Below are 22251 nucleotides of genomic sequence, written 5' to 3' on the forward strand. Positions count from 1 at the left end.
CGTCGATCTAGGGCATATCATCGCTCTCGTAGATCAACTAGCACCGATATGCCCTAGATCGACGGGGCTGGGGGCGGGGAAGGGGGCAGGGAGGGTTGGGGTCACCGCATCCTGGAGCTTTCCGGGGGCGTTATGCGTGCTTTGCGGCCTTCTGCGTGCGGTGGCCGCCTCTGTGCGCCGGCTGCTGCCGCGTGATCGACAGGAGATCAGTGATGTCGCGGGGGTGTGCCACCGGCTCCGGATGCCGCGAGATCAGTAACCTCCTGTCGATCATGCCCCGCCGTCCGGTTGACCCGGGCTCGGTGGGCGGCCTGCTGGTCAGGTGCCCGGTATGGGGTGGTGTGTCCCGTGGTCGGGTGCACTCGTGGGCTGGAATCGGGGCCGGCCGGGCGGCGTTACATACCCTGACGATCGCAGCACCACCAGCCGCCCCCGAGCGACCCGCCCCCGGCCCCGGCCTCGGCGGACAGGCTGCTAGCGGAGCGGATGGGCCGGCCCCGGAATGATCCCCGGCCCCCGGTCGTTACACCTGGACCCGGCGCCACGAGCTCCCCCGCTCGCAGGCCGCCGACCGAACCCCGGCGGTACGAGCCCCCCGCTCGCAGGCCGCCGACCCCAAGACTTTCCCCTTCTTGATGCGCCGGACGAGGTGCACACACCCGCACGCCGATCCCCGGTGGCGGCGGGTGTCTCTACCCCCGAAGGAGCTACCCCCATGACCACGATCATTCGTAAGAGCATGCTGTCCGTTGCTGGTCTCGCGTTCGCCGGTGGCATCTCCGCCGGTCCGATCGCCGCGCACGCCGCCGCCCCGACCATCGACGCCAAGCCCGTCGCCGTCGTGCAGGCCGACAAGCCCGACATGAGCAAGCTGATCCCGCACGGCACCCAGGGTGAGCAGTCCCGCATCACCCTCAACGGTGAGCAGACCGACGACGCCAAGGCCATCATCGCGGCCACGAAGAAGGCCGGTCTGCCTGAGCGGGCCGCGGTCATCTCCATCGCCACCAGCCTGCAGGAATCCAAGCTGGAGAACCTGGGCCACCTCGGCGACGCCAACGATCACGACTCGCTGGGCCTGTTCCAGCAGCGCCCCAGCTCGGGTTGGGGTACGCCGGAGCAGATCACCGACCCCGCCTACGCCACCACCGCGTTCCTCAAGGGCCTCAAGCAGGTCGACGGCTGGCAGGACATGCCGCTGACCCAGGCCGCGCAGACCGTGCAGGTCTCGGCCTACCCCGACGCCTACGCCCAGTGGGAACAGCAGGCCGCCGACCTCGTCGCCCAGCACTGGAACAGCTGACCACAGCACTGAGAGCCACACACAAAGCTGGCCGGCACCCCCTCAGGGGTGCCGGCCAGCGGCATGTCCACACCACGACGAGACCGAAACGCGGGTCGGTCAGGTGGCGCTGATCTGGTTGGTCAACAACAGGGCCAGGACCAGGGTGCCCAGCGCGACCCGGTACAGCACGAAGACGTACAGGGTGTGGTGGGCGACGTAGCGCAGCAGCCAGGCGATGGCCGCGTACCCGATGCCGAAGGCGATCACGGTCGCCACGACCATCTGTGCCACGGACGGCGCGGACGTGCCCGGGGCGGACGGTTCGAAGACGTCGCCAAGGCTGAACACCCCGGACATCACCACCGCGGGGATGGCCAGCAGGAACGAGTACCGCGCCGCCGCCTCCCGGGTCAGGTTGAGCAGCAGCCCGGCGGTGAGCGTTCCGCCGGAGCGGGACACGCCGGGGACCAGCGCCATGGCCTGGGCGAAGCCCATCACCACGCCGTCCTTGAGCCGGAAGTTCTCCAGGGTGCGGGTCTGCCGCCCCCAGTACTCGGCGAAGGCCAGCACGAACGCGAACACGATCAGCGTGGTGGAGACCACCCACAGGTTGCGGCCGGCGGTCTTGATCTGGTCCTTGAACACGAAACCGAACAGCCCGATCGGAATCGAGCCGACGATGACGTACCAGCCCATCCGGTAGTCGAGGCTGGCGCGCACCGACTTGTCGCGCAGCCCGACCAGCCAGGTCCGGGTGATCCGCCAGATGTCCTTGGCGAAGTAGATCAGCACGGCGGCCTCGGTGCCGAGCTGGGTGACCGCGGTGAACGACGCGCCGGCGTCGCGGTCGAAGAAGATCGCCGAGGTGATCCGCAGATGCCCCGACGAGCTGACCGGAAGAAACTCGGTCAGTCCCTGGACGATGCCCAGGACGATGGCCTCGACCCAGGTCACTCGCCGACTCCCGAGAGGTCGAGCGCCTCGGCGACGGTACGCAGGGTCTGCACGCCACTGTCCCGGTCCGCCACGAACAGGGTCACCGAGAGCGTGGTGACGCCCGAGGCCGCGTACTCCCGCATCCGCTCGGCGATGCGCTCCTTCGGACCGAGCAGCGAGGTGCGGTCGATGAACTCCATCGGCACCGCCGCCGCCGCGTCGCGCTGCCGCTTGGCCAGGTACAGGTCCTGGACCTCGCGGGCGGCGTCGCCGTAACCCATCCGGGTGGCGAGCTGGTTGTAGAAGTTCTGCTGCCGACTGCCCATCCCGCCCACGTAGAGCGCGGCGTACCAGCGCACCAACTCGGCGCAGGAGGCCACGTCGTCGCCGACCACCACCGGCACCGACGGCACCACGTCGAAGCCGGCCAGGTCCTTGTCGACCTTGGCCCGCCCGGCGCTCACCGAGGCGAGGTGCTCGGCGGCGAACTCCGGGGCGTAGAACACGGCGAGCCAGCCGTCGGCGATCTCGCCGGCCAGCTCCAGGTTCTTCGGGCCGACCGCGGCCAGGTAGATCGGAATGTGCTCGCGGGGCGGGTGGAAGCCCAGCCGCAGCGCCTTGCCGGGGCCGTCCGGCAGCGGCAGCGTGTAGTGCTCACCGTCGTACGCCACCTCCTTGCGGGCGATGGCCAGCTTGACGATGTCCACGAACTCGCGGGTGCGCGCCAGGGGCTTGGCGAAGCGCACCCCGTGCCAACCCTCGGAGACCTGCGGGCCGGAGACGCCCAGGCCGAGCCGGAAGCGGCCGCCGGAGAGCGCGTCGATGGTGGCCGCGGTCATCGCGGTGGCGGCCGGCGTACGCGCGGGGATCTGCATCACCGCGGCGCCCACGTCGATCCGCTCGGTCTGACCGGCCATCCAGGCGAGCATGCTGGGCGAGTCGGAGCCGTAGGCCTCCGCGGCCCACACGACCGAGTAGCCGAGCCGGTCCGCCTCCTGGGCCAGCGCCAGGTGGTCCGCCGGCGTACTCCACGCTGTCTGATATCCGAGGCTGAGCCCGAGTCGCACTGGTCCTCCCCCATCTGTGGCACAGGTCGCATCAGGTTACGCAATGCCGATAACGGCCTCGATCACCGGCTCGCCACCTATGATGCCCTGCCGGTCACGGCACCTTCGGCGGCGGAACCGGCAGAACCGGCAGAGATGACGGGAGCGAGGATATCCGTGGCGGCAGGTTCGAAATAAGGTTCACCCATGCAACAGCGACCGCTCGGCCGAAGCGGGCTGGCGGTTTCCCGGCTCGCGCTCGGCACCATGACGTGGGGCCGGGACACCGACGCCGACGATGCGGCCGCCCAGCTGAAGAGTTACCTGGACGCGGGCGGCAACCTGATCGACACCGCCGACGTGTACGGCGACGGGGACGCCGAGTCGGTGATCGGCTCGCTGCTGGGCGCGCTCGTCCCCCGCGACGAGCTGTTGATCGCCACCAAGGCGGGGCTGCGCCCGGGCAGCGGCCGACGCCGCGACGGCTCCCGTGGGCATCTGCTGCGTACCCTGGACGCGTCGCTGCGCCGGCTCGGCACCGACCATGTCGATCTCTTCCAGGTGCACGGGTACGACCCGGACACCCCCCTGGAGGAGACCCTGGCCGCGCTGGATCACGCGGTGGCCAGCGGCCGGGTCCGGTACGTGGGTGTGTCGAACTTCTCCGGCTGGCAGACCGCGCGGGCCGCCGCCTGGCAGACCGCCTGGCCGGGCCGTGCGCCGGTGGTCGCCGCCCAGGTGGAGTACTCGCTGCTGGAGCGGGGCGTGGAGCGGGAGGTGCTGCCCGCGTGCGACGCGCTCGGCCTCGGCGTGTTGCCCTGGTCGCCGTTGGGTCGGGGGGTCCTCACCGGCAAGTACCGGCACGGCCGGCCGGCGGACTCCCGGGCCGCCTCGCCGCATTTCGAGCGGTTCGTCGCGACGTACCTGGAGCCGCGCTGTTCCAGCATCGTGGAGGCGGTGGCGACCGCGGCCGGTGGCCTGGGCGTGTCGCCGCTGGAGGTGGCGCTGGCCTGGATCCGCGACCGGCCCGGGGTGACCGCGCCGATCCTCGGTGCCCGGACGGTCGGGCAGCTGCTCGGCGCGCTCCAGGTGGAGCGGATCACGCTGCCCGAGGAGATCACCACCGCGCTGGACGACGTCTCGTCGGTGCCGGTCGGCTACCCCGAGCGCGACAGCTGACCCGCCGGCCCGGTCACGGCGTCGGACGCTGGCCGGGGATCTCGCGGATCGCCGTGAGGAACCGGGACTGGTCGTCGCGGGGTGCGGGGTTGACGATGCGGATCCAGGAGCCGTCGTCGAAGAAGATCGTGGACGGGAACTGCACCAGCCCGGCCACGCCCCGCTCGGAGTCGATCCGGGTCACCCGGCTGCGCTGCACGCTCCACAGCACCCGCGGCTGGCGTCGGTCCGGCCGGTCCGCGTCCGGGCGGAGCCCCATTCGCAGCAGGTAGAGGTGGGTGTCGGTCACCGCCACCGGCGTGCCCGTGTAGCGCTCCAGGAAGAGCAGCAGGCTGCCGGCGAGGGTCGCGAGGTCGCCGCTGAAGACGTACCGGCGCTTGTAGGCGATTTCGGCGAGCTGCTCGGCCAGCGGGCGGTAGAGGCTGAGCCGGAACAACGCCCGGAAGGCCTCCTGCTCCTCGGTGAGCGCGATCGGCTCGCGCTGCACCGGCTGGCGGGGCGCGGCCGGCTCCGGCTCGGTCGTCTGTGCCACGCCCCCGGCGACGGCGGCGGCCTTGCCGGGCAGCAGCAGCACGCCCGCGGCCAGCCGTACCGGCGTCATCACCGCGTCGACCCAGACCACCGGGTTGACGATGTTGAGCAGCCCGAACAGCACCTTGGGGTCGAGCGCGTCGGCCAACTCGTCGGCCATCCCGTCGGCGAGCTGCCGGCCGGCCTTGTGCGTCTCCGGGGTGCGGACCGGGGCGAGCCCCACATAGCGCAGCTCCTGCCCCGCCACCAGCGGCGCGACGAGGGCGCGCTCGGGTTCGTCGCTGGTACGGAACTCGTCGCGCAGCTCGCGGGCCTTGTCACGGGCGACCCGCGCGCCGCCGAGCACCGCGTCGGTGAACCGACCGAGCCGACCCCGTTCCCCTGCTGACACGCCTTACCTCCTCGACGGGGCCTACCGGCCCGCCGGCTGGTTGGCGGGCGGCTGCCCGAAGACATTCTGGTCGATCCAGTCGGCGCCGCCCTGCACCGCCTTGTCGACCTTGTCGCTGACCAGGTCGCTTCCGGGTACGGAGAGGCCGGTGGTCAGCGCGACGGTCCCCCAGGTGACGCCGTGCACGATGGTGTTGGGCACGTTCCACGGCAGGTTGGTCGCCCAGTCCCGGCCGACCACCCGGGCGCCGTCGACGAGGCCGTGCTGCCGTAGCGCGCCGAGCCGGTCCAACTGGCTCATGTCGAACGGCGAGCCGGACTTGCCCAGCTTGTAGGTGCCCTTCGCCGGGTCGGTGACCTTGTGGTACCACTTGTCGGCCTTGCCGGCGAGACGCCGCTTGTCGGCGTACTTCTGGCCCTTGCGCAGCGCCTTCTGCATGTCGACCAGCTTGTCGAGGTGGTTGCGCAGCTTGCGCAGGTACATCAGGACCCGCTGGAGCAGGCGGATGACCTTCTGCAGGTGCCCCGCCAGCGGCTTGATGACCTTCAACGCCCGGGTGACCACGATCAGGCCCCGGGTCACCGCGACCCCCATGCCCGCCGCCCAGGACGCCCCGGCGGTGAACGGCGCCATGAGCAGTGCGGTGACCAGCGTGACGATGAGCCAGTTCACGAACTCGACGCACAGGTCGACGAGCACGTCGTGCACGGTCTGCAGGGCGTCGGCGACGCCGCGCAGGTATTCCGCGGTCGCGGCGAACTGCTCGGCGACGCCGAGCAACTGCTCTTCGACCTCGGCCAGCCGCTGGCCGTACGCGTCACCGGCGGGTGAGCGCCACCCGGTCTGCGCGGATTCGCGGACGCCGCGGTGCCCCTGCGCCAGGTCGCGCACCTGCGCGGCCAGCGCGTCCCACTCGGCGGCCTTCGCGCGCAGCACGGCGGGTTCGCCGTCGACCATGTCGACGAGCTGGATGAGCGGCCAGGCCAGGGTCTTGCAGACGCTGTTGACCGCGTCCTCCACCCCGGAGAGCGCGCTGTTCAGACCGTTCCAGAGTTGGACGGCGCTGCCTGCCGGCCCGCTCATCCCGGCATCGCCGCCTGGATGCCCTTGAACCCGGCGTCGATGTCCTGCTCGTTGAGCTCGTACGTCTGGACCGTGTCGGACAGCGCCGTGGCGACCCGGTCGAACGCGCCCTGCGCCGAGGTGAACAGCTCGATGCCGCCGGTGACCTGCTCGGCGTACTTGTCGCGGAGCATGTCGCTCGCGAACGGCAGGTGGCCGAAGGCGTCCGAGGGTACGTCGCCGGCCGAGGCGATCTGGCTCTCCAGCGCGCTCAGCGAGCTGGCGACCTGCTTGGCGGCCGTCTCCAGTCGACGGACCGCCTGCACGTCGACATCGATGTCTGGCGGCATGCCGTTCCTCCCCCGTGTGTCCGGCGCACCGACGATACGATTCCCCGGCCACCGAGCACCACCCCGGGTGCACGGTCCACGGGGGAGGATTCTCATGGCTGACCCGATGTCCGCGTTCGACGCGCTCGCCGGACGGATCGCCGACATCGAACGCCGGTTCGCGGGCCTGCGCGACGACCTGGCCGAGCTGACCAGCACCGCGACCGACGAGAGCGGGCTGGTCACGGCGACCGTCGACTCGACCGGCACGCTCACCGGGATCACCTTCGCGCCCACCGCCCTGCGTGTGGGCACCGAGGGGCTGGCGGAGCTGGTGCTCGATGCCTACCGGCGGGCGAGCACCGCGGCGACCGAGCAGGTCGAGGAGCGCACCGAGGGGTTGGACGTCGAGCTCGGCGCGGGCCTGACCGACCTGTTCGGTAAGCCCGGCGACTTCTCGGCGTTGGGTCGTCTGGAGGAGACCATCGGCCGGCTCGGGCGGCTCGACGACCGTTTGCCGGGCTCGCCGGCATGACGGCACCGACCTGGCCGGAGATCATCATTCGGCTGCGGGACACGCTCGCACGCTGCGACCGGGACACCGACCTGGAGCTGTCCGCCGGTCCGCGGGCGCTCCGGCTGCTGGTGCGCCGCGAGGTCGTCCGGGTGGCCTGCCCGGCGTACGACGAGGCACGCCTGGCCGCGCTCGGCTGGCACCGCCCGGCCGGCGACGCCCCCTGGTGGTACGAGACCGCGCGCACCCCGGACGAGTTGGACCGGGTCAGCATGTTCGTGGCCCGTACCGCCGCCGAGGTACTGACCGACGACCCGGGCACGCTCTCCTGCCGGCCCGTGCCACCGGCCGCCGCGGGTCCGGCGCCGACCGGGCAGGCCGCCGGTGGGCCGGCGCCGACCGGGCAGGCCGCCGGTGGGCCGGCGCCGACCGACTCGGCCGAGCCGGCGGTGGTGGAGTTGCTCGTGGCGGCCGCCGGCCGGCGCGAGCTGCCCGGCTACCTCGGCGTGCTGGCCGGCGCCACGGTGTGCGTACCCCTCGCGGGTGAACCGACGGCGGACGACGACTTCCCCTGGACGGTGGTCGGCGATGCGACCGGCGCACCGCTGCTGCCGGTGTTCACCTCGCCTCGGGCCCTCGCCGCGTTCACCGGCGACGGCGTGCCGTTCGTGGCGCTGCCCTGCGCCGAACTGTTCGCGGACTGGCCGGACGCGTCGTGGGGGCTGGCGGTGGACCCGGGCAGCGCCCGGGCGGTCGCACTGGCCGCGCCGGCCCTGGCGGCCCTGCTCACCGCGAACGTCCCGACCGACTGACGCCCGGCGCCGGCCCGCCACGGCAGCGGGCGCACACCCGCACGGCGGTAGGCACACGCCCGCACGGCAGCAGGCGCACGCCCGCGCGGCGGCGCGGACGGCAGCGATCGGCACGCGGCACGCGGCGGCGCCCAGGGCGGTACGAATCACCCACGACAGCGGCGTCGATCACCCCGCAGGGGGTGGCGAACGGCCGCTGGGCTGGGCAGCATGGGTGGCATGGACTACGAATACGCGCCGCTACGGTTGCCGCCGAACGTTGACCGGTTGACCGCCGCGGCGCAGTTGGCGATCCAGGCGGAGTTCTCCGGGTGGGAGTTAGCCCGGGTGCGACTGTTCCGGGACGGCACCCGCCAGGTGGTGCTGCGCCGGCGACGGGTCAACCACCCGCAGCCAGGTCTGTCGTACTGAGGCCCAGCGGGTCGAGCGCATCGGCCCGGCGACACGCGCGACCGGGCCCGATCGACGCTCGATCGGGCCCGGGGCGCGTCGTGCTCAGTGCTGGTGCCCCGCGTGGTCGTGGTCGTCGTCGAGCTCCAGGAACGGGTGCTCGTCGAGTCGACCGACCAGCCGGTCGTCGGCCGCCGGCTGGAACGGGCCGACCGCGTCGTCGTCCTCGAACGACTCCAGGTCGACCGGAGTGCCCACCTCGCTGACCATCACCACCCCGTCGAGCGGCTCCAGCTCCGGGACGTCCAGCGCGCCGAGCGAGCCGTCGCCGCTCTGCAGCAGCTCCAGCACCGCCTCGCCGACCCCTTCCACCGGCGCCGGCTCGTCGTCCTCCGGGGTGCCCTCGCGACGGGCCGCCTCGGCCACCCGCAGCAGCGCGGACACGCTCGGCACGCGGTAGTCACGCCGCTGCCGTACGGAGATCACCCGGGGGTGCGGGTCGCTGGCCTCGGCCCCCTCGGCACCGCCGAAACGCTCGTCGGCCTCGTCCGGGTCGATCGAGTCGACGTCCCACGGCGTCACCTCGCCGAAGGCGTCGAGCAGTCGCTCGTCGTAGGCGTAGGACGCGTTGTTCAACGCCACGTACGCCTGCCAGACGTCGTCGTCGTCGACGCGGCCCTCGGCGGCACGTACGGCGGCCAGGTGGTGGCGGGCCGCTTCGATCACGCGCTCGAGAGCGGCGTCCAGCTCACCGTGCTGGTCGGTCATGTGGGGCAGTCCCTTCACGATGGGGAGGTTGCGCGCCGGATGCAGCTACCGGACACGGCTAGCAGGTGCGGAGGAACCGGTCGAGAACCCGCACGCCGAACTGTAGTCCGTCGACCGGAACCCGCTCGTCGATGCCGTGGAACAACGCGGAGAAGTTCAGATCGGCGGGCAGTTGCAGCGGCGCGAACCCGAAGCAGCGGATGCCGAGCTTCGAGAACGCCTTGGCGTCGGTGCCGCCGGAGAGCATGTACGGCACGGCACGCGCGCCCGGGTCCTCGGCCCGCAGGGCGGCCGACATGGCCTCGACCAGGTCGCCGTCGAAGGTGGTCTCCAGTGCCGGCTGCCGGTGGATGTACTCGATCTCGATGTCCGGGCCGATCAGCTCGCGCAGCTGCCGCTCCAGCAGCTCGGACTGCCCCGGCAGGCTGCGGCAGTCGATGGTGGCGGTGGCCCGGCCGGGGATGACGTTGTCCTTGTAGCCGGCGCTCAACCGGGTCGGGTTGGCCGTGTTGCGGATGGTCGCGCCGATCAGGTTGGCGATCGGGCCGAGCTTGGCGATGGCCGTCTCCGGGTCCTCCGGGTCCAGCTCGATGCCGAGCAGGTCGGAGACCTCCTCCAGGAAGGCGCGCACGGTGTCGGTGACCACCACCGGGAAGCGGTGCCGGCCGATCCGGGCGACCGCCTCGGCGAGCGCGGTGACCGCGTTGTCGTCGTGCACCATCGAGCCGTGCCCGGGGCGACCCTTGGCGTGCAGGCGCAGCCAGTCGATGCCCTTCTCGGCGGTCTCGATCAGATAGAGCCGCTGGTCGTCGTTGACCGAGTAGGAGAAGCCGCCGACCTCGCCGATCGCCTCGGTGCAGCCGTCGAAGAGCCCTCGGTGCTGCTGCGCCAGGAAGTGCGCGCCGTAGTCGCTGCCGGCCTCCTCGTCGGCGGTGTACGCCAGCACGATGTCCCGCGGCGGGCGCACGCCGGTGCGCTGCCAGTGCCGCACCACGGCGAGCACCATCGCGTCGAAGTCCTTCATGTCGATCGCGCCCCGACCCCACAGGTAGCCGTCGCGCAGCTCGCCGGAGAACGGGTGCACCGACCACTCGTCGGCGTCGGCGGGCACCACGTCCAGGTGGCCGTGCACCAGCAGCGCGCCCCGGCTCGGGTCGGTGCCCGGGATGCGGGCCACCACGTTGGCCCGGCCCGGCGCGGACTCGAGCAGCGTGGACTCCACGCCCACCTCGGCGAGCTTCTCGGCCACGTACTCGGCGGCGCGGCGCTCACCGACGCTGGTGTCGTTGTCCCCGGTGTTGGTGGTGTCGATCCGCAGCAGGTCGCGGCAGAGGTCCACGACCTCTGCGGTGGGGTCCGGTCGGGCGGAGGCGGCGTCGCTCGTCATCGCCCTTTCATACCAGCCCGAGCTTGCCGCCGGGCCGGCGCACCGGCACGGCGCTCCGGCGCACCCAGGCCGTTGAATCCGGGTGCGGTTTCGGCGTACGGGGGTTCGGGTATCGCGCCGACGACCGCACATCCGCCTGCCGGCGTTATCGCCCGCCAGTCGAGGAGGGCACCATGACCGTCAACCTGCCACCGCTGCCGCCCGCGCCCGAGGCGGCCTACCGGCCCGGTGGACGCAGCATCGCCGACACCGTGGACAAGGAGCACCAGCAGCTGCTGGCGCTGCTGGACCAGCTGACCGGCCCGGACACCACTCCGCAGGAGGGGCTGCCGGTGCTCACCGCCGCGTTGTCTCGACACCTCTCGGCCGAGGAGCAGTACCTGTTGCCGGCGGTACGGGCCGCGCTGCCGGACGCCGTCGAGCGGGTGGACGCCGAACTCGACGCCGACGCCGCGCTGCTGGCCACCCTCAAGGGGCTGACCGAGGAGACGCTGACCGAGGTCGCCGAGCTGGTCCGCCGGCACGTCGAGGGGGTCGGGACGCTGGTCACCGAGCTGCGCGGGGCGGCCACCGAGGAGGAGCTGATCCGGCTGGGCAACCGGTTGGAGATCGCCGAGGAGGCGGCGCCGACCCGGCCGCACCCGGGCACCCCGGCCACCCCTCCGTGGAACCGGATCGTGGAGCCGGCGGTCGGGGTGGTGGACAAGGTCCTCGACGCGGTGACCCGGCGCCCGACGTACCTGGCGGACCTGCCGGAGCAACCGCGCGACTGAGGCGACGGCGGCATGGGCCTGGACATTCAAAATCACCGATCCGCTCAGGCCCTTCCGCCGACTGCGGCGTAGTCCTACCGTCACCGTATGAACCTGGAGCTGCGTCACCTACGGGTGGTCTGCGCGATCGCGGAGACGGGGAGCGTGACGAAGGCGGCGTCGGCGCTCGGCCTGGCCCAGCCGGCGCTGACCGCCCAGCTCCAGCGCATCGAGCGGACGCTGGGCGGGCCGCTGTTCGACCGGGACCGGCGTGGGGCCCGGCCCACCGCGCTCGGCGAGCTGGTGCTGGCCCGGGCGCGGGTGCTGCTGCCGGCGATGAAGGGGTTGCAGGACGAGGCGGCCCGGCTGGCCGGTGCCGGCGACGCGCCGCCGTGCTACCGGTTCGGCGGGGTGAACAGCCCGATCCTGGGCCGGATGGTGCACCGGCTGGCCGCCGAGCATCCGCCCGCACAGATCACCACGTACGCCTCCTGGTCGGTGGACGAGTTGTCGCAGCTGGTGGCCGGTGGCCGGCTGGACTTCGCGCTCACCGGCGTGTGCGGCGACGCCATCCCGTCGGCCGAGTTCGGGCTGAGTTGGCGGGAGGTGGCCGTCGACCCGGTGCTGGTGCTGCTGCCGGAGACCCATCCGCTCGCGGAGCGCGACGAGGTGCACCTGGTGGACCTGCGCCACGAGCAGTGGGTTGCCGCGCCGGGCGACGGCTGCTTCGGTGACTGCTTCGCCGCCGCCTGCGCCCGCGCCGGCTTCACACCCCGCAAGCTGTACGAGACCGACGTGCGCGGCTGCGTCGACCTGGTGGACGCGGGCGTGGCGGTGGCACTGTGCCAGGCGACGTTCCGCCCGGTCACCGGGCTGGTCACCCGGCGGCTGGCCGGGGTACCGCTGCGCTGGCGGCTGCTGTTGGGCTGGCACCCGGACTCCCCCGCCGCGCAGGGAGCCGAGTTGGTGCTGGAGACGGCGAAGTCGGCGTACACCGACTCGTTGGCCCCGCATCCCGGCTACCTGGACTGGCTGCTGCGCAACCCCGCCTTCGGCGTGCGGCAGCCCAGCGGGGTCTGACCGCGACCCCGGCGGCCGAGGTCGGAGCGGCGTCGCACCGCCGACCGTCCACCTTCTGCCGGACGGTCCGCGACTTTCAGTCGGAGCTGCAAAAGTTCCGTGGGAGCGAGCTTAACTTCTGCTTTACACGTTCGTCATCCCATGCCTAGGGTTCGATGTCACAGTCGTCGATCCGTTGAGGTGACCGGATGACCGCTGACCCTCGCCCGACCGACCGGATCGCGCTCGGCATGTACGGCATCAGCAAGCGGTTCTTCGGCGTGACGGTCCTCGACGACGTCGACCTGGAGTGCCGGCCCGGCGAGATCCACGCGGTGCTGGGCGAGAACGGCGCCGGCAAGTCCACGCTGATGAAGGTCCTGGTCGGGGTGCACCAGCCCGACGCCGGCCGGATCGAGCTGGACGGCGAGCCGGTGCACTTTCACCACCCACGGCAGGCGCTGGCCGCCGGGGTGAGCATCGTGCACCAGGAACTCAACCTGCTCCCCGAGCGCACGGTCGCGGAGAACATCTTCCTCGGCCGGGAACCCCGACGCCGGTTCGGCGTGGACCGCGCCGCCATGGACCGGGAGGCCACCCGGTTGCTGGCCACCCTGGGCGCCGAGGACGTGATCTCCCCGCGCAGCCTGGTCGGTCGGTTGCCGGTGGCCCGGCAACAACTCGTGGAGATCGCCAAGGCGCTCTCCTTCGAGCCCCGGGTGCTGGTGCTCGACGAACCGACCGCCGCGCTCAGCCCACACGAGGTGGACGCGCTGTTCGGCCGAATCCGCCGGCTGCGCGCCGACGGGCTGACCGTGCTCTACATCTCGCACCGGCTGCGGGAGGTCTTCGATCTCACCGACCGGATCACCGTGCTGAAGGACGGCCGCCGGGTGGACACGGTGGACACCGCCGAGGTGGACACCCGACGACTGGTGCACCTGATGGTCGGCCGGGAGCTGGACCACTACTACCCGCCCCGGGCCGCGCCGGAGCGGATCGGCCCGGTCCGGGTCGCCGTGCACGGGGCGGGCGCCGGCCCGCTGCACGACATCGACCTGGAGCTGCGCGCCGGCGAGGTGGTCGGATTGGCCGGGCTGGCCGGTTCGGGGCGTACCGAGCTGGCTCGGCTGCTCTTCGGCGCGACCCGGATGACCACCGGAAGCCTCACCCTGGATGGGCAGGCCCGACGTCTGCGCTCACCTCGGCAGGCCATCCGCCGCGGCATCGGCCTGCTCACCGAGGACCGCAAGAGCGAGGGGCTGGTGCTGCAACGCTCGGTGCGCGACAACACCCTGTTGGCGGCCCGGTCGCTGGACCGCGGCACGGCCCGTCGGGTCGCCCTGGCCGATCTGCTGGACCGCGTCCGGCTGCGCGGCGGCACCGACCGGGAGGTGCGCTACCTCTCCGGCGGCAACCAGCAGAAGGTGGTGCTGGCCCGGTGGCTGGCGACCGGGGCACGGGTGCTGATCTTCGACGAGCCGACCCGGGGCATCGACGTCGGTGCCAAGGCGAGCATCCACGAGCTGATGCGCGAGCTGGCCGACGCGGGAGCGGCGATCCTGATGATCTCGTCCGAGCTGCCCGAGGTGATCGGGATGGCCGACCGGATCGTGGTGCTGCGTCAGGGCACGGTCGCCGGAGAACTGCCGGCCGGCGCGAGCGAGGCCGAGATCATGCTGCTGGCCACCGGGGAGCCCGACCGGGCCGGGGCCGCGGCCGGGGCGAGTGGAGAGGGCGGTACCGCATGATCGCCGACACGATGCCCGGACGGCTGCGCCCACTCGGGCTGACCCGGGACACCGGCAGCGGCTCCAGCGCGCCGGTGTGGCTGGTCTTCGGCGGGGTGTTCGCGGTCGCCTGGCTGCTGGTCGAGCTGAACGGCGGCCAGTTCATGACGGTGGACAACCTGCAGAACATGGCCGTCCGCTCGGTGGCGCTGGGGCTGGTGGCGGTCGGACAGACCATCGTGCTGATCGGCGGATCACTGGACCTCTCGGTCGCGTACCTGGTCAGCGTGACCGCCGTCGGCGCCTCGTTCGTGATGCAGGGCGACCCGGACCGGATGGTCCTCGGCGTCCTCGTCACGCTGGTCATCGGCGCGCTGATCGGCCTGGTCAACGGGCTGATCATCACCGGACTGCGGGTGAACGCGTTCATCGCCACGCTGGGCACCTCGCTGGTGATGAGCGGGGTGCTCAACGCGCTGTTCACCAACTTCACCGGCTCGGTGCCCCGGCAGTTCCAGGCGTTGGGTTACAACGCGCTCGGGCCGGTCCCGGTCGCGGTGATCCTGCTGCTCGCGGTCGTCGCCGTGGCGTGGTACGTGCTGCGCCGCACCCGGTTCGGCTATCACCTGTACGCCGTCGGCGGCAACGCCGAGGTGGCCCGGCTCTCCGGCGTACGCACCGACCGGACCGTGGTGCTCGCGCACGTGCTGTGCAGCCTGACCGCCGTGCTGACCGGGCTGTTCCTGGTCAGCCGACTGCGCTCGGGCGCACCGTGGGTCGGCCCGGACGGCGGCTACGACCTGGAGTCGATCGCCGCGGCGGTGGTCGGCGGCACCGCGCTGGCCGGCGGCCGGGGCGCGGTAGCCGGCACCCTGGCCGGCGTGCTGATCCTCGCCGTGATCGACCAGGTGTTCAACGAGTTCGAGGTGAACGCCTTCCTCAAGACGCTGATCCGCGGCGTGATCATCGTCGGCGCGGTGGCGCTCTACGCCCTGCGCCGACGCGACGAAGGGAGCTTCTGAGATGACCACGACCGCCGGGCCGCCGGCCGTGCCCGGGGCGCAGTCGTCGTCCGTACCCCTGCGGGAGCCGGCGGGCGGGCGGGCCCGGCGGCTGCTGCGCGCGGTGCCGCCGATCTGGCTGGTGCTGGCCGCGGTGATCCTGCTGATCGCCTGGCGCAACCCCACCTTCGTCGAGCCGGCGCCGTTCCTGGCCTTCCTGCGCCGCTGCGCGCCGCTCGCGGTGCTCGCCGCCGGCCAGGTCTTCGTGATCATCGCGGGTGAGTTCGACCTGTCGGTCGGCGCGCTGGTCACCGCCGTGGTGGTGGTGGCCGCCCGGCTGTCCGACGGCGAGGCGGCCCACACCTGGTGGCTGATCCCGCTGCTGCTCGCGGCGGGCGCGCTGGTCGGGCTGGTCAACGGGCTGGTCACCACGCGGCTGCGGGTGCCGTCGTTCATCGCCACGCTGGGCATGCTGCTGGTGCTCAGCGGGGCGGTCTTCCTCTGGTCCGGCGGCGCGCCCCGGGGCTCGCTGGCCGACAACTTCCGCCAGTTCGGTCGCTTCGGCGTCGACCTGCCCGGGCTCGGCCAACTGCCGTACGCGGTGCTCACCCTGGCCGCCGTCGGGGTCGGGCTGTGGCTGCTGCTGTCGCACAGCCGCTTCGGTCACCAGGTGTACGCGGCCGGCGGCAACCCGCGGGCCGCCGCGCTGTCCGGGGTCGACGTCCGCCGGGTACGGACCACGGCCTTCGTTCTCTCCGGCCTCTCGGCGGTGGTCGCCGGGATCCTGCTCGGCGGCTTCACCGGCGTCACCGCCGAGGCGGGCGCGGGCTACGAGTTCCAGGCGATCGCCGCCGTCGTGCTCGGCGGCGCGGTCCTCGGCGGGGGGCGCGGCAGCGTCGGTGCGTCCGTCGCCGGCGCGCTCACCCTGCAAGCGGTGTTCACCCTGCTCAACCTGCTCGGCCTGGCCAAGTCGCTGCGTGACGCGGTGCAGGGCCTGATCATCATCGGCGCGGCCGCGTACGCCGCACACCGGCTCCGCCGATCCGGCTGACGCCCGCGCCTCGACCCGTCGCGAGGAGAAGCCCCATGAGACGTCCCATGCGATACCGACTCGCCGTGCTCGGCGCCGCCGTCCTGGTCGCCGCCGGCTGCACCTCCACCGCGCCGGACGACCAGGACGACGGGCCGGCGGGCAGCGGCACCGGGCAGCAGTCGTCCTTCTTCGTGCAGGCCGACTACGACCGACAGATCGCCCAACGCGACACCACGCCCACCGGACCAACCGACCAGCCGTGGATGCAGGCGCTCAACCCGCAGCTCGTCGACACCACGAAGTACAAGAAGGCGGGCAAGCACACCATCTGCTTCTCGAACGCGGCGGTGAACAACCCGTGGCGGGTGGTCGGCTGGACCACCATGCAGGCCGAGGCGAAGCTGCACCCGGAGATCGCGACGCTGACCGCGGTGGACGCCGAGGGCAAGGACGACAAGCAGATCAGCGACATCGACGGCCTGCTGGCCAGCAAGAAGTGCAGCGCGCTGATCGTCTCGCCGAACACCACGGCCGCGCTCACCCCGGCCGTGGAGAAGGCCTGCCAGACCGGCCTGCCGGTGATCGTCTTCGACCGTGGCGTGAACACCGACTGCCCGGTGACCTTCATCCACCCGATCGGCGGGTACGCCTTCGGCGCCACCGCGGCCGAGTTCCTCACCGGGAAGGTCAAGAAGGACGGCAAGATCCTCGCGCTGCGGATCCTGCCCGGCGTGGACGTGCTGGAGACCCGCTGGTCGGCCGCCAAGGTCATCTTCGACAAGGCGGACGTGGACGTGGTCGGGGTGGAGTTCACCGACGGCGACGCGGCCAAGGTCAAGACCATCGTCAACGACTACCTGGAACGTTACGGCAGCATCGACGGGGTCTGGATGGACGCCGGTGCCACCTCGGTCGCGGCGGCCGAGGCCTTCGAGGACGCCGGTCAGCCGGTGCCGGCGATCAACGGTGAGGACCAGCAGGACTTCCTGCGGCTCTGGCAGGACAAGAAGCTGACCGCCATCGCGCCGACCTACCCCACCTACCAGTGGCGTACGCCGATCATCGCGGCGCTGGACGTGCTGGCCGGCAAGCAGGTCCCCAAGGAGTGGGTGCTGCCGCAGCCGACGATCACCCAGGACAACCTGTCCCGGTACCTGCTGCCGCAGCTGCCGCCGCTGCACTACGCGCTGTGCGGCTGCGAGCAGATGCCCGGCTTCCCGCAGAACTGGGGCGGCAACAACTAGAGCCACCGCCGGCGTGGGCCGCACCCGGGGCCCACGCCGGCGCCGACGACAAGGAGCGCAGCGTGCACGCCATCGGCGCGAACACCTGGATCTGGGTTTCGCCCCTGACCGACGCGCGGCTGGCCGAGTTGGCCCCGCGGATCCGCGACTGGGGCTTCGACACCATCGAGCTGCCGATCGAGTCGCCGGGCGACTGGGACCCGGACCGCACCGCCGACCTGCTGGCCGGGCTCGGCCTGAGCGTGACCGTCTGCGCGGTGATGCCGCCCGGGCGCGACCTGGTCACCGACGATCCTGCGGTGGTCGAGCGCACCGGGGACTACCTGCGGCACTGCGTCCGGGCGGCGGCCCGGGTCGGTGCCGCCGTGGTGGCCGGGCCGATCTACGCGCCGGTCGGTCGGACGTGGCTGCTGGACCACGACGCCCGGGCGGCGACCGTACGCCTTCTGCGTGAGCGATTGACGCCGCTGGGCGAGCACGCGGCCGAACACGGGATCACACTCGCCCTGGAGCCGCTGAACCGGTTCGAGACCAGCCTGCTGAACACCGCCGAGCAGACCCGGGAGGTCGTCGACGGCATCGCGGGGCTGGGCATCGCCCTGGACACGTTCCACATGAACATCGAGGAGCGGGACATCCCGGCCGCGATCCGCAGCGCCGGGGACCGGCTGGCGCACGTGCAGGTCTGCGCCAACGACCGGGGCGCGCCGGGCGAGGACCACCTGGACTGGCCCGGCATCGTCGAGGCGCTGCGCGACGTCGGCTACGCCGGGCCGCTGTGCATCGAGTCGTTCACGGCCCAGAACCGCACCATCGCGACCGCGGCGGCGATCTGGCGACCGCTGGCCCCGAGCCAGGACCAGCTCGCCACCGCCGGGCTGGCGTTCCTGCGGGGCCTGCTCGACCGGGCGGCGGCGAACGCCCGATAGGCACCCCGGACAAGTCCACAGCACCGCTCCCCCCGCGCCGCCGGATCACCATTGGTCGACGGTCCACCGGCCCCTGTCCTGATATCTCACGACACCTGCGGTGATTTCGCATTCTCTGCACTAGACGTTGACACGTATCAATTCCAAGCGGAGGGTGACGGCAGCACCATCGGCGAGCGCGGGGCAACCCATTCGGCGGCGCGTCGCGACCCCTCCGCCCGGTCCCACGGGCGGCCATCTCCGCGTTTCGAGGAAGGGAGCCGGCATGCGCCGCCGACACCTCGTACTGGGTTCCCTGTGCACCCTGCTGTTGTCCCTCCTGGTCGGGCCGGGCACACCGGCCACGGCCGCGGCCCCGTTCCGCGCCCTGCTGTTCTCCGAGACGGCCGGCTACCGGCACGACTCCATTCCCGACGGCGTCGCGATGTTCAACGAACTCGCCGCGCAGAACGGCTTCACGGTGGTGCACTCGGAGGACTCCGCCGTCTTCACCCCGGCCAACCTGGCCACCTTCGACGTGGTGGTGATGTTCCAGACCTCCGGCCTGGTGTGGGACACCGACGCCCAGCGCCAGGCGTTGCAGAGCTACGTCGCGGGCGGCGGCGGGATCGTGGCCATCCACAACGCCACCGACATGGGCGTCGAGGGTTCGTACCCCTGGTGGGACGACCTGGTCAACGCGGGCGCGCACATGCCCGAGCACTCCCCCGGGGTGCTGGCCGGCACCGCGCACGTCGCCGACAAGGTGCACCCCTCGACCGTCGCGCTGCCGGACCGGTGGCAGCGCAGCGAGGAGTGGTACAACTTCGACCGGAACCCCCGTGGCGACGTGCACGTGCTGGTCACCGCCGACGAGCGCACCTACAACCCGGGCGGCAGCGCGATGGGCGCCGACCACCCGATCTCGTGGTGCCGCAACGTGGGCAGCTCCCGGGTGTGGACCACCGCGATGGGGCACGCCAAGGCGTCCTACACCGAGTCGTTCTTCCGCCAGCACGTGCTCGGTGGCGTGCAGTGGGCCGCCGGGGTGGCCGCCGGCGACTGCGGCGGCACGGTCTGGGGCAACTTCGAGAAGGTGTCGCTGGACCAGAACACCGTCGACCCGATGGCCGTCGACGTGGCGGCCGACGGACGGGTCTTCTACGTCCAGCGCGGCGGCCAGGTGAAGATCTTCAAGCCGTCCACCAGCAACACGGTCACCGCCGGCACGCTGCCGGTCTACACCGGTGGTGAGGACGGTCTGGTCGGCATGGCGCTGGACCCGAACTTCGCCAGCAACGGCTGGATCTACCTGTATCACTCACCGCAGGCCAGCTCCACCGACGTCAACCGGCTGTCCCGGTTCACCGTCACCGGCGACACCCTCGACACCGGCAGCGAGAAGGTGCTGCTGGACGTGCCGGCGTACCGGGACCGCAGCTTCCCCGAGCCCGGGCACACCGGCGGCTACCTGGCCTTCGGCCCGGGCGGCAACCTCTACCTGTCCACCGGCGACGACAGCCCGCCGAACTACGACCCGGCCTGGCAGGGCTACGCGCCGCTGGACTGGCGGCCCGGCAAGAGCTTCCTGGATGCCGCCCGCTCCGCCGGCAACACCAACGATCTGCGCGGCAAGCTGCTGCGCATCCACCCCGAGCCGGGTGGGACGTACACCGTGCCCAGCGGGAACCTGTTCGCGCCGGGCACCGCGAAGACCCGGGCGGAGATCTATGCGATGGGCTTCCGCAACCCGTTCCGGTTCTCCGTCGACCCGCTGCGGGGCTGGGTCAACCTGGCCGACTACGGACCGGACCGGGGCGGCCCGACCACCGAGCGCGGCCCGGAGGGGCTGGTCGAGCTCAACGTGATCAAGCAGGCCGGCAACTTCGGCTGGCCGTTCTGCCACGGCGACAACCAGCCGTACGCGCCGTACAACCCGGACACCGGGGTCGTGGGGGCGAAGTTCAACTGCGCCAACCCGGTCAACAACTCCCCCAACAACACCGGCCTGACCACCCTGCCGCCGCTGGTGCAACCGCAGATCTGGTACGGCTACGGCGCGTCGCCGCAGTTCCCGGAGATGGGCTCCGGCGGGGCGGCCCCGATGGGCGGGCCGGTCTACCGGTACAACGCGGCCAACCCGTCGCCGACGAAGTTCCCCGCGTACTACGACGGGGTGCACTTCTTCTACGAGTGGTCCCGCAACTACCTCAAGGAGATCCACTTCGACGCCAACGGGTCGCTCGTGAAGATCAACCCGTTCCTGCCCGCCGGGAACTTCGTCAAGCCGATGGACCTGCGCTTCGGCCCCGACGGCGCCCTGTACCTGCTGGAGTGGGGCTCCAACTTCGGCGGCGGCAACAACGACTCCGGGCTCTACCGGATCGACTACGTCAGCGGCGGCCGGGCCCCGCTGGCGCGAGCCACCGGCACCCCGACCAACGGGCGGGCGCCGCTGGCCGTGCAGTTCTCCAGCGCCGGCTCCGCCGACCCGGACCCGGGCAACACCATCACGTACGCCTGGGACTTCGACGGCAACGGCAGCACCGACTCCACCGCGGCCAACCCGACGTACACCTACACCGCCAACGGCGTCTTCACCGCGCGGCTGACCGTGCGGGACAACACCGGGCGCAGCGCCTTCGCCAACGTGCCGATCACCGTGGGCAACACCGCGCCGACGGTACGGATCACCGGGCCGCCCAGCGGCGGAATGCTCGACTTCGGTCAGCAGGTGGCGTACACGGTCACCGTCACCGACCCGGAGGACGGCACCATCGACTGCCCACGGGTGCTGGTCAACCCGGCGCTCGGGCATGACGACCACGAGCACGGCACCACCGACTACCCGGGCTGCTCGGGCACCATCTCCACCGACCTGCTCGGCGGGCACCCGGACGGCGCGAACCTGTACTACGTGCTCAACGCCCGCTATCAGGACCGGGGCGCCAACGGCGTGCCGGCGCTCACCGGGTACGGCCGGGCACTGCTGCAACCCAAGCACAAGCAGGCCGAGTTCTTCACCAGCCAGTCCGGAGTACGGGTGATCGACCAGGCCGGCGCGGAGAGCGGCAAGCGGATCGGCGACATCAGCAACGGCGACTGGATCATGTTCGACCCGATGAGCGTGCAGGGGATCAACACGCTCAGCCTGCGGGTCTCCTCGCCGTCCGGGGGCGGCACGGTCGAGCTACGCGCCGACTCGCCGACCGGGCAGCTGCTGGCCACCCAGGCGGTGCCGAACACCGGAGGCTGGGACGTCTACCAGCAGCAACCCCCGGTGAACGTGGCCGCGCTCGGTGGCACCCACCGGCTCTACCTGGTCTTCCGATCCAGCCAGGACAACTCCTTCGACCTGGACTCGATGACCTTCGGTGGGGCCGGCGTGGGCACCGCGCCCGGCGGGGTCGCCGGCAAGACGTACACCCTCACCGCCCAGCACAGCGGCAAGCTCGCCGACGTCAACGGGGTGTCCACCGCCGACGGGGCCGTCGTACACCAGTGGGCGGCCACCGGCGGCGCCAACCAGAAGTGGCAGGCGGTCGACGCCGGCGGCGGTTTCGTCACGCTGCGGGCCGTGCACAGCGGCAAGTGCATGGCCGTGACCGGCGGTGCCACCACCACCGGGGCCGCGGTCACGCAACAGACCTGCGGCACGGCCACCAGCCAGCAGTGGCAGGCGGTGCCCACCGCCACCACCGGGGTGTACGACCTCAAGGCCCGGCACAGCGGGCTCTGCCTGGACGTGAACGGCAACTCCACGGCCGACGGGGCTCCGTTGATCCAGTGGACCTGCACCGGCACGACCAACCAGCGGTGGCGGCTGACCGTGACCAGCTGAGCGGGTTCCGCCGGTAATGCCCGGCCGGTGGCGGTGCGAACCGCCTCCGGCCG

The 22251-nt window shown here is 72.0% G+C and carries 20 protein-coding genes; 13 read left to right on the top strand and 7 right to left on the bottom strand.

Annotated elements, in window-relative coordinates; all coding sequences use genetic code 11:
* Positions 1–715: 715 nt before the first annotated feature.
* Positions 716–1303, top strand: a complete 588-nt coding sequence (locus tag ACFQGL_RS16455; RefSeq protein WP_377512550.1) for a hypothetical protein — start codon at positions 716–718, stop codon at positions 1301–1303.
* Between the two features lie 99 nt (positions 1304–1402).
* Here ACFQGL_RS16455 and ACFQGL_RS16460 read toward each other — a convergent pair whose 3' ends face one another.
* On the bottom strand, positions 1403–2239 hold the full coding sequence (locus ACFQGL_RS16460) for an undecaprenyl-diphosphate phosphatase (protein ID WP_377512552.1): 837 nt from the start codon (positions 2237–2239) through the stop codon (positions 1403–1405).
* Complete coding sequence (locus ACFQGL_RS16465) at positions 2236–3288, bottom strand: LLM class F420-dependent oxidoreductase (RefSeq protein WP_377512554.1); 1053 nt, start codon at positions 3286–3288, stop codon at positions 2236–2238. Before ACFQGL_RS16465 ends, ACFQGL_RS16460 begins: the two co-directional genes overlap by 4 nt.
* Positions 3289–3474: 186 nt before the next feature.
* Here ACFQGL_RS16465 and ACFQGL_RS16470 point away from each other — a divergent pair, with 186 nt between their 5' ends.
* On the top strand, positions 3475–4446 hold the full coding sequence (locus ACFQGL_RS16470; protein ID WP_377512557.1) for an aldo/keto reductase: 972 nt from the start codon (positions 3475–3477) through the stop codon (positions 4444–4446).
* A gap of 13 nt (positions 4447–4459) precedes the next feature.
* Here the strand turns inward: ACFQGL_RS16470 and ACFQGL_RS16475 are convergent, their stop codons facing one another.
* Genes ACFQGL_RS16475 through ACFQGL_RS16485 form a run of 3 tightly spaced genes read right to left on the bottom strand, consistent with a single transcriptional unit; the run spans position 4460 to position 6780 of the window.
* Complete coding sequence (locus ACFQGL_RS16475) at positions 4460–5368, bottom strand: hypothetical protein (RefSeq protein WP_377512560.1); 909 nt, start codon at positions 5366–5368, stop codon at positions 4460–4462.
* Positions 5369–5389: 21 nt separating this feature from the next.
* Positions 5390–6451: a WXG100 family type VII secretion target gene (locus ACFQGL_RS16480; protein WP_377512563.1), complete on the bottom strand. Its 1062-nt coding sequence runs from the start codon at positions 6449–6451 to the stop codon at positions 5390–5392.
* Positions 6448–6780 carry a hypothetical protein gene (locus ACFQGL_RS16485; protein ID WP_377512566.1) on the bottom strand — a complete coding sequence of 111 codons (333 nt, stop codon included), beginning with the start codon at positions 6778–6780 and terminating at the stop codon, positions 6448–6450. Before ACFQGL_RS16485 ends, ACFQGL_RS16480 begins: the two co-directional genes overlap by 4 nt.
* Positions 6781–6874: 94 nt before the next feature.
* Here ACFQGL_RS16485 and ACFQGL_RS16490 point away from each other — a divergent pair, with 94 nt between their 5' ends.
* From ACFQGL_RS16490 to ACFQGL_RS16500, 3 genes are all read left to right on the top strand, one after another.
* Complete coding sequence (locus tag ACFQGL_RS16490; RefSeq protein WP_377512569.1) at positions 6875–7294, top strand: YbaB/EbfC family nucleoid-associated protein; 420 nt, start codon at positions 6875–6877, stop codon at positions 7292–7294.
* A complete protein-coding gene (locus ACFQGL_RS16495; protein ID WP_377512572.1) occupies positions 7291–8085 on the top strand; it encodes an SseB family protein in 795 nt (264 codons plus the stop codon). The genes ACFQGL_RS16490 and ACFQGL_RS16495 overlap by 4 nt, the downstream gene beginning before the upstream one ends.
* A 219-nt stretch (positions 8086–8304) precedes the next feature.
* A complete protein-coding gene (locus ACFQGL_RS16500) occupies positions 8305–8496 on the top strand; it encodes a DUF5703 family protein (RefSeq protein WP_252414786.1) in 192 nt (63 codons plus the stop codon).
* 84 nt (positions 8497–8580) lie between these two features.
* On the opposite strand, the gene ACFQGL_RS16505 is transcribed toward ACFQGL_RS16500, so the two are convergent.
* Entirely contained in the window at positions 8581–9243 is a 663-nt protein-coding gene (locus tag ACFQGL_RS16505; protein ID WP_377513148.1) for a hypothetical protein, read from the bottom strand.
* A gap of 58 nt (positions 9244–9301) precedes the next feature.
* Positions 9302–10630: a M20/M25/M40 family metallo-hydrolase gene (locus ACFQGL_RS16510; protein ID WP_377512575.1), complete on the bottom strand. Its 1329-nt coding sequence runs from the start codon at positions 10628–10630 to the stop codon at positions 9302–9304.
* A gap of 173 nt (positions 10631–10803) precedes the next feature.
* Between ACFQGL_RS16510 and ACFQGL_RS16515 the strand changes: the two genes are divergently transcribed.
* From ACFQGL_RS16515 to ACFQGL_RS16550, 8 genes are all read left to right on the top strand, one after another.
* Complete coding sequence (locus tag ACFQGL_RS16515) at positions 10804–11403, top strand: hemerythrin domain-containing protein (RefSeq protein ID WP_377512578.1); 600 nt, start codon at positions 10804–10806, stop codon at positions 11401–11403.
* 87 nt (positions 11404–11490) lie between these two features.
* Positions 11491–12462, top strand: a complete 972-nt coding sequence (locus tag ACFQGL_RS16520; RefSeq protein WP_377512581.1) for a LysR family transcriptional regulator — start codon at positions 11491–11493, stop codon at positions 12460–12462.
* A gap of 188 nt (positions 12463–12650) precedes the next feature.
* Positions 12651–14192: a sugar ABC transporter ATP-binding protein gene (locus tag ACFQGL_RS16525; protein WP_377512584.1), complete on the top strand. Its 1542-nt coding sequence runs from the start codon at positions 12651–12653 to the stop codon at positions 14190–14192.
* Positions 14189–15193 carry an ABC transporter permease gene (locus ACFQGL_RS16530; protein WP_377512587.1) on the top strand — a complete coding sequence of 335 codons (1005 nt, stop codon included), beginning with the start codon at positions 14189–14191 and terminating at the stop codon, positions 15191–15193. The genes ACFQGL_RS16525 and ACFQGL_RS16530 overlap by 4 nt, the downstream gene beginning before the upstream one ends.
* A gap of 1 nt (position 15194) precedes the next feature.
* Entirely contained in the window at positions 15195–16223 is a 1029-nt protein-coding gene (locus ACFQGL_RS16535; RefSeq protein WP_377512590.1) for an ABC transporter permease, read from the top strand.
* Positions 16224–16258: 35 nt separating this feature from the next.
* Positions 16259–17449 carry an ABC transporter substrate-binding protein gene (locus tag ACFQGL_RS16540; RefSeq protein ID WP_377512593.1) on the top strand — a complete coding sequence of 397 codons (1191 nt, stop codon included), beginning with the start codon at positions 16259–16261 and terminating at the stop codon, positions 17447–17449.
* 62 nt (positions 17450–17511) lie between these two features.
* On the top strand, positions 17512–18378 hold the full coding sequence (locus tag ACFQGL_RS16545; protein ID WP_377512596.1) for a sugar phosphate isomerase/epimerase family protein: 867 nt from the start codon (positions 17512–17514) through the stop codon (positions 18376–18378).
* Positions 18379–18643: 265 nt separating this feature from the next.
* Positions 18644–22198: a ThuA domain-containing protein gene (locus tag ACFQGL_RS16550; RefSeq protein WP_377512599.1), complete on the top strand. Its 3555-nt coding sequence runs from the start codon at positions 18644–18646 to the stop codon at positions 22196–22198.
* Positions 22199–22251: the final 53 nt, after the last annotated feature.

This window comes from Micromonospora vulcania (genome assembly GCF_042658605.1).
Taxonomy (GTDB): domain Bacteria; phylum Actinomycetota; class Actinomycetes; order Mycobacteriales; family Micromonosporaceae; genus Micromonospora; species Micromonospora vulcania.

Excerpts from the sequence above, each read along its gene's own strand:
- ACFQGL_RS16495 (WP_377512572.1), top strand. The coding sequence starts at position 7,291 with ATGACGGCACCGACCTGGCCGGAGATCATCATTCGGCTGCGGGACACG.
- ACFQGL_RS16455 (WP_377512550.1), top strand. The coding sequence starts at position 716 with ATGACCACGATCATTCGTAAGAGCATGCTGTCCGTTGCTGGTCTCGCG.
- ACFQGL_RS16470 (WP_377512557.1), top strand. The coding sequence starts at position 3,475 with ATGCAACAGCGACCGCTCGGCCGAAGCGGGCTGGCGGTTTCCCGGCTC.
- ACFQGL_RS16500 (WP_252414786.1), top strand. The coding sequence starts at position 8,305 with ATGGACTACGAATACGCGCCGCTACGGTTGCCGCCGAACGTTGACCGG.
- ACFQGL_RS16535 (WP_377512590.1), top strand. The coding sequence starts at position 15,195 with ATGACCACGACCGCCGGGCCGCCGGCCGTGCCCGGGGCGCAGTCGTCG.
- ACFQGL_RS16480 (WP_377512563.1), bottom strand. The coding sequence starts at position 6,451 with ATGAGCGGGCCGGCAGGCAGCGCCGTCCAACTCTGGAACGGTCTGAAC.
- ACFQGL_RS16550 (WP_377512599.1), top strand. The coding sequence starts at position 18,644 with ATGCGCCGCCGACACCTCGTACTGGGTTCCCTGTGCACCCTGCTGTTG.
- ACFQGL_RS16485 (WP_377512566.1), bottom strand. The coding sequence starts at position 6,780 with ATGCCGCCAGACATCGATGTCGACGTGCAGGCGGTCCGTCGACTGGAG.
- ACFQGL_RS16515 (WP_377512578.1), top strand. The coding sequence starts at position 10,804 with ATGACCGTCAACCTGCCACCGCTGCCGCCCGCGCCCGAGGCGGCCTAC.
- ACFQGL_RS16525 (WP_377512584.1), top strand. The coding sequence starts at position 12,651 with ATGACCGCTGACCCTCGCCCGACCGACCGGATCGCGCTCGGCATGTAC.
- ACFQGL_RS16490 (WP_377512569.1), top strand. The coding sequence starts at position 6,875 with ATGGCTGACCCGATGTCCGCGTTCGACGCGCTCGCCGGACGGATCGCC.
- ACFQGL_RS16505 (WP_377513148.1), bottom strand. The coding sequence starts at position 9,243 with ATGACCGACCAGCACGGTGAGCTGGACGCCGCTCTCGAGCGCGTGATC.
- ACFQGL_RS16520 (WP_377512581.1), top strand. The coding sequence starts at position 11,491 with ATGAACCTGGAGCTGCGTCACCTACGGGTGGTCTGCGCGATCGCGGAG.
- ACFQGL_RS16510 (WP_377512575.1), bottom strand. The coding sequence starts at position 10,630 with ATGACGAGCGACGCCGCCTCCGCCCGACCGGACCCCACCGCAGAGGTC.
- ACFQGL_RS16530 (WP_377512587.1), top strand. The coding sequence starts at position 14,189 with ATGATCGCCGACACGATGCCCGGACGGCTGCGCCCACTCGGGCTGACC.
- ACFQGL_RS16540 (WP_377512593.1), top strand. The coding sequence starts at position 16,259 with ATGAGACGTCCCATGCGATACCGACTCGCCGTGCTCGGCGCCGCCGTC.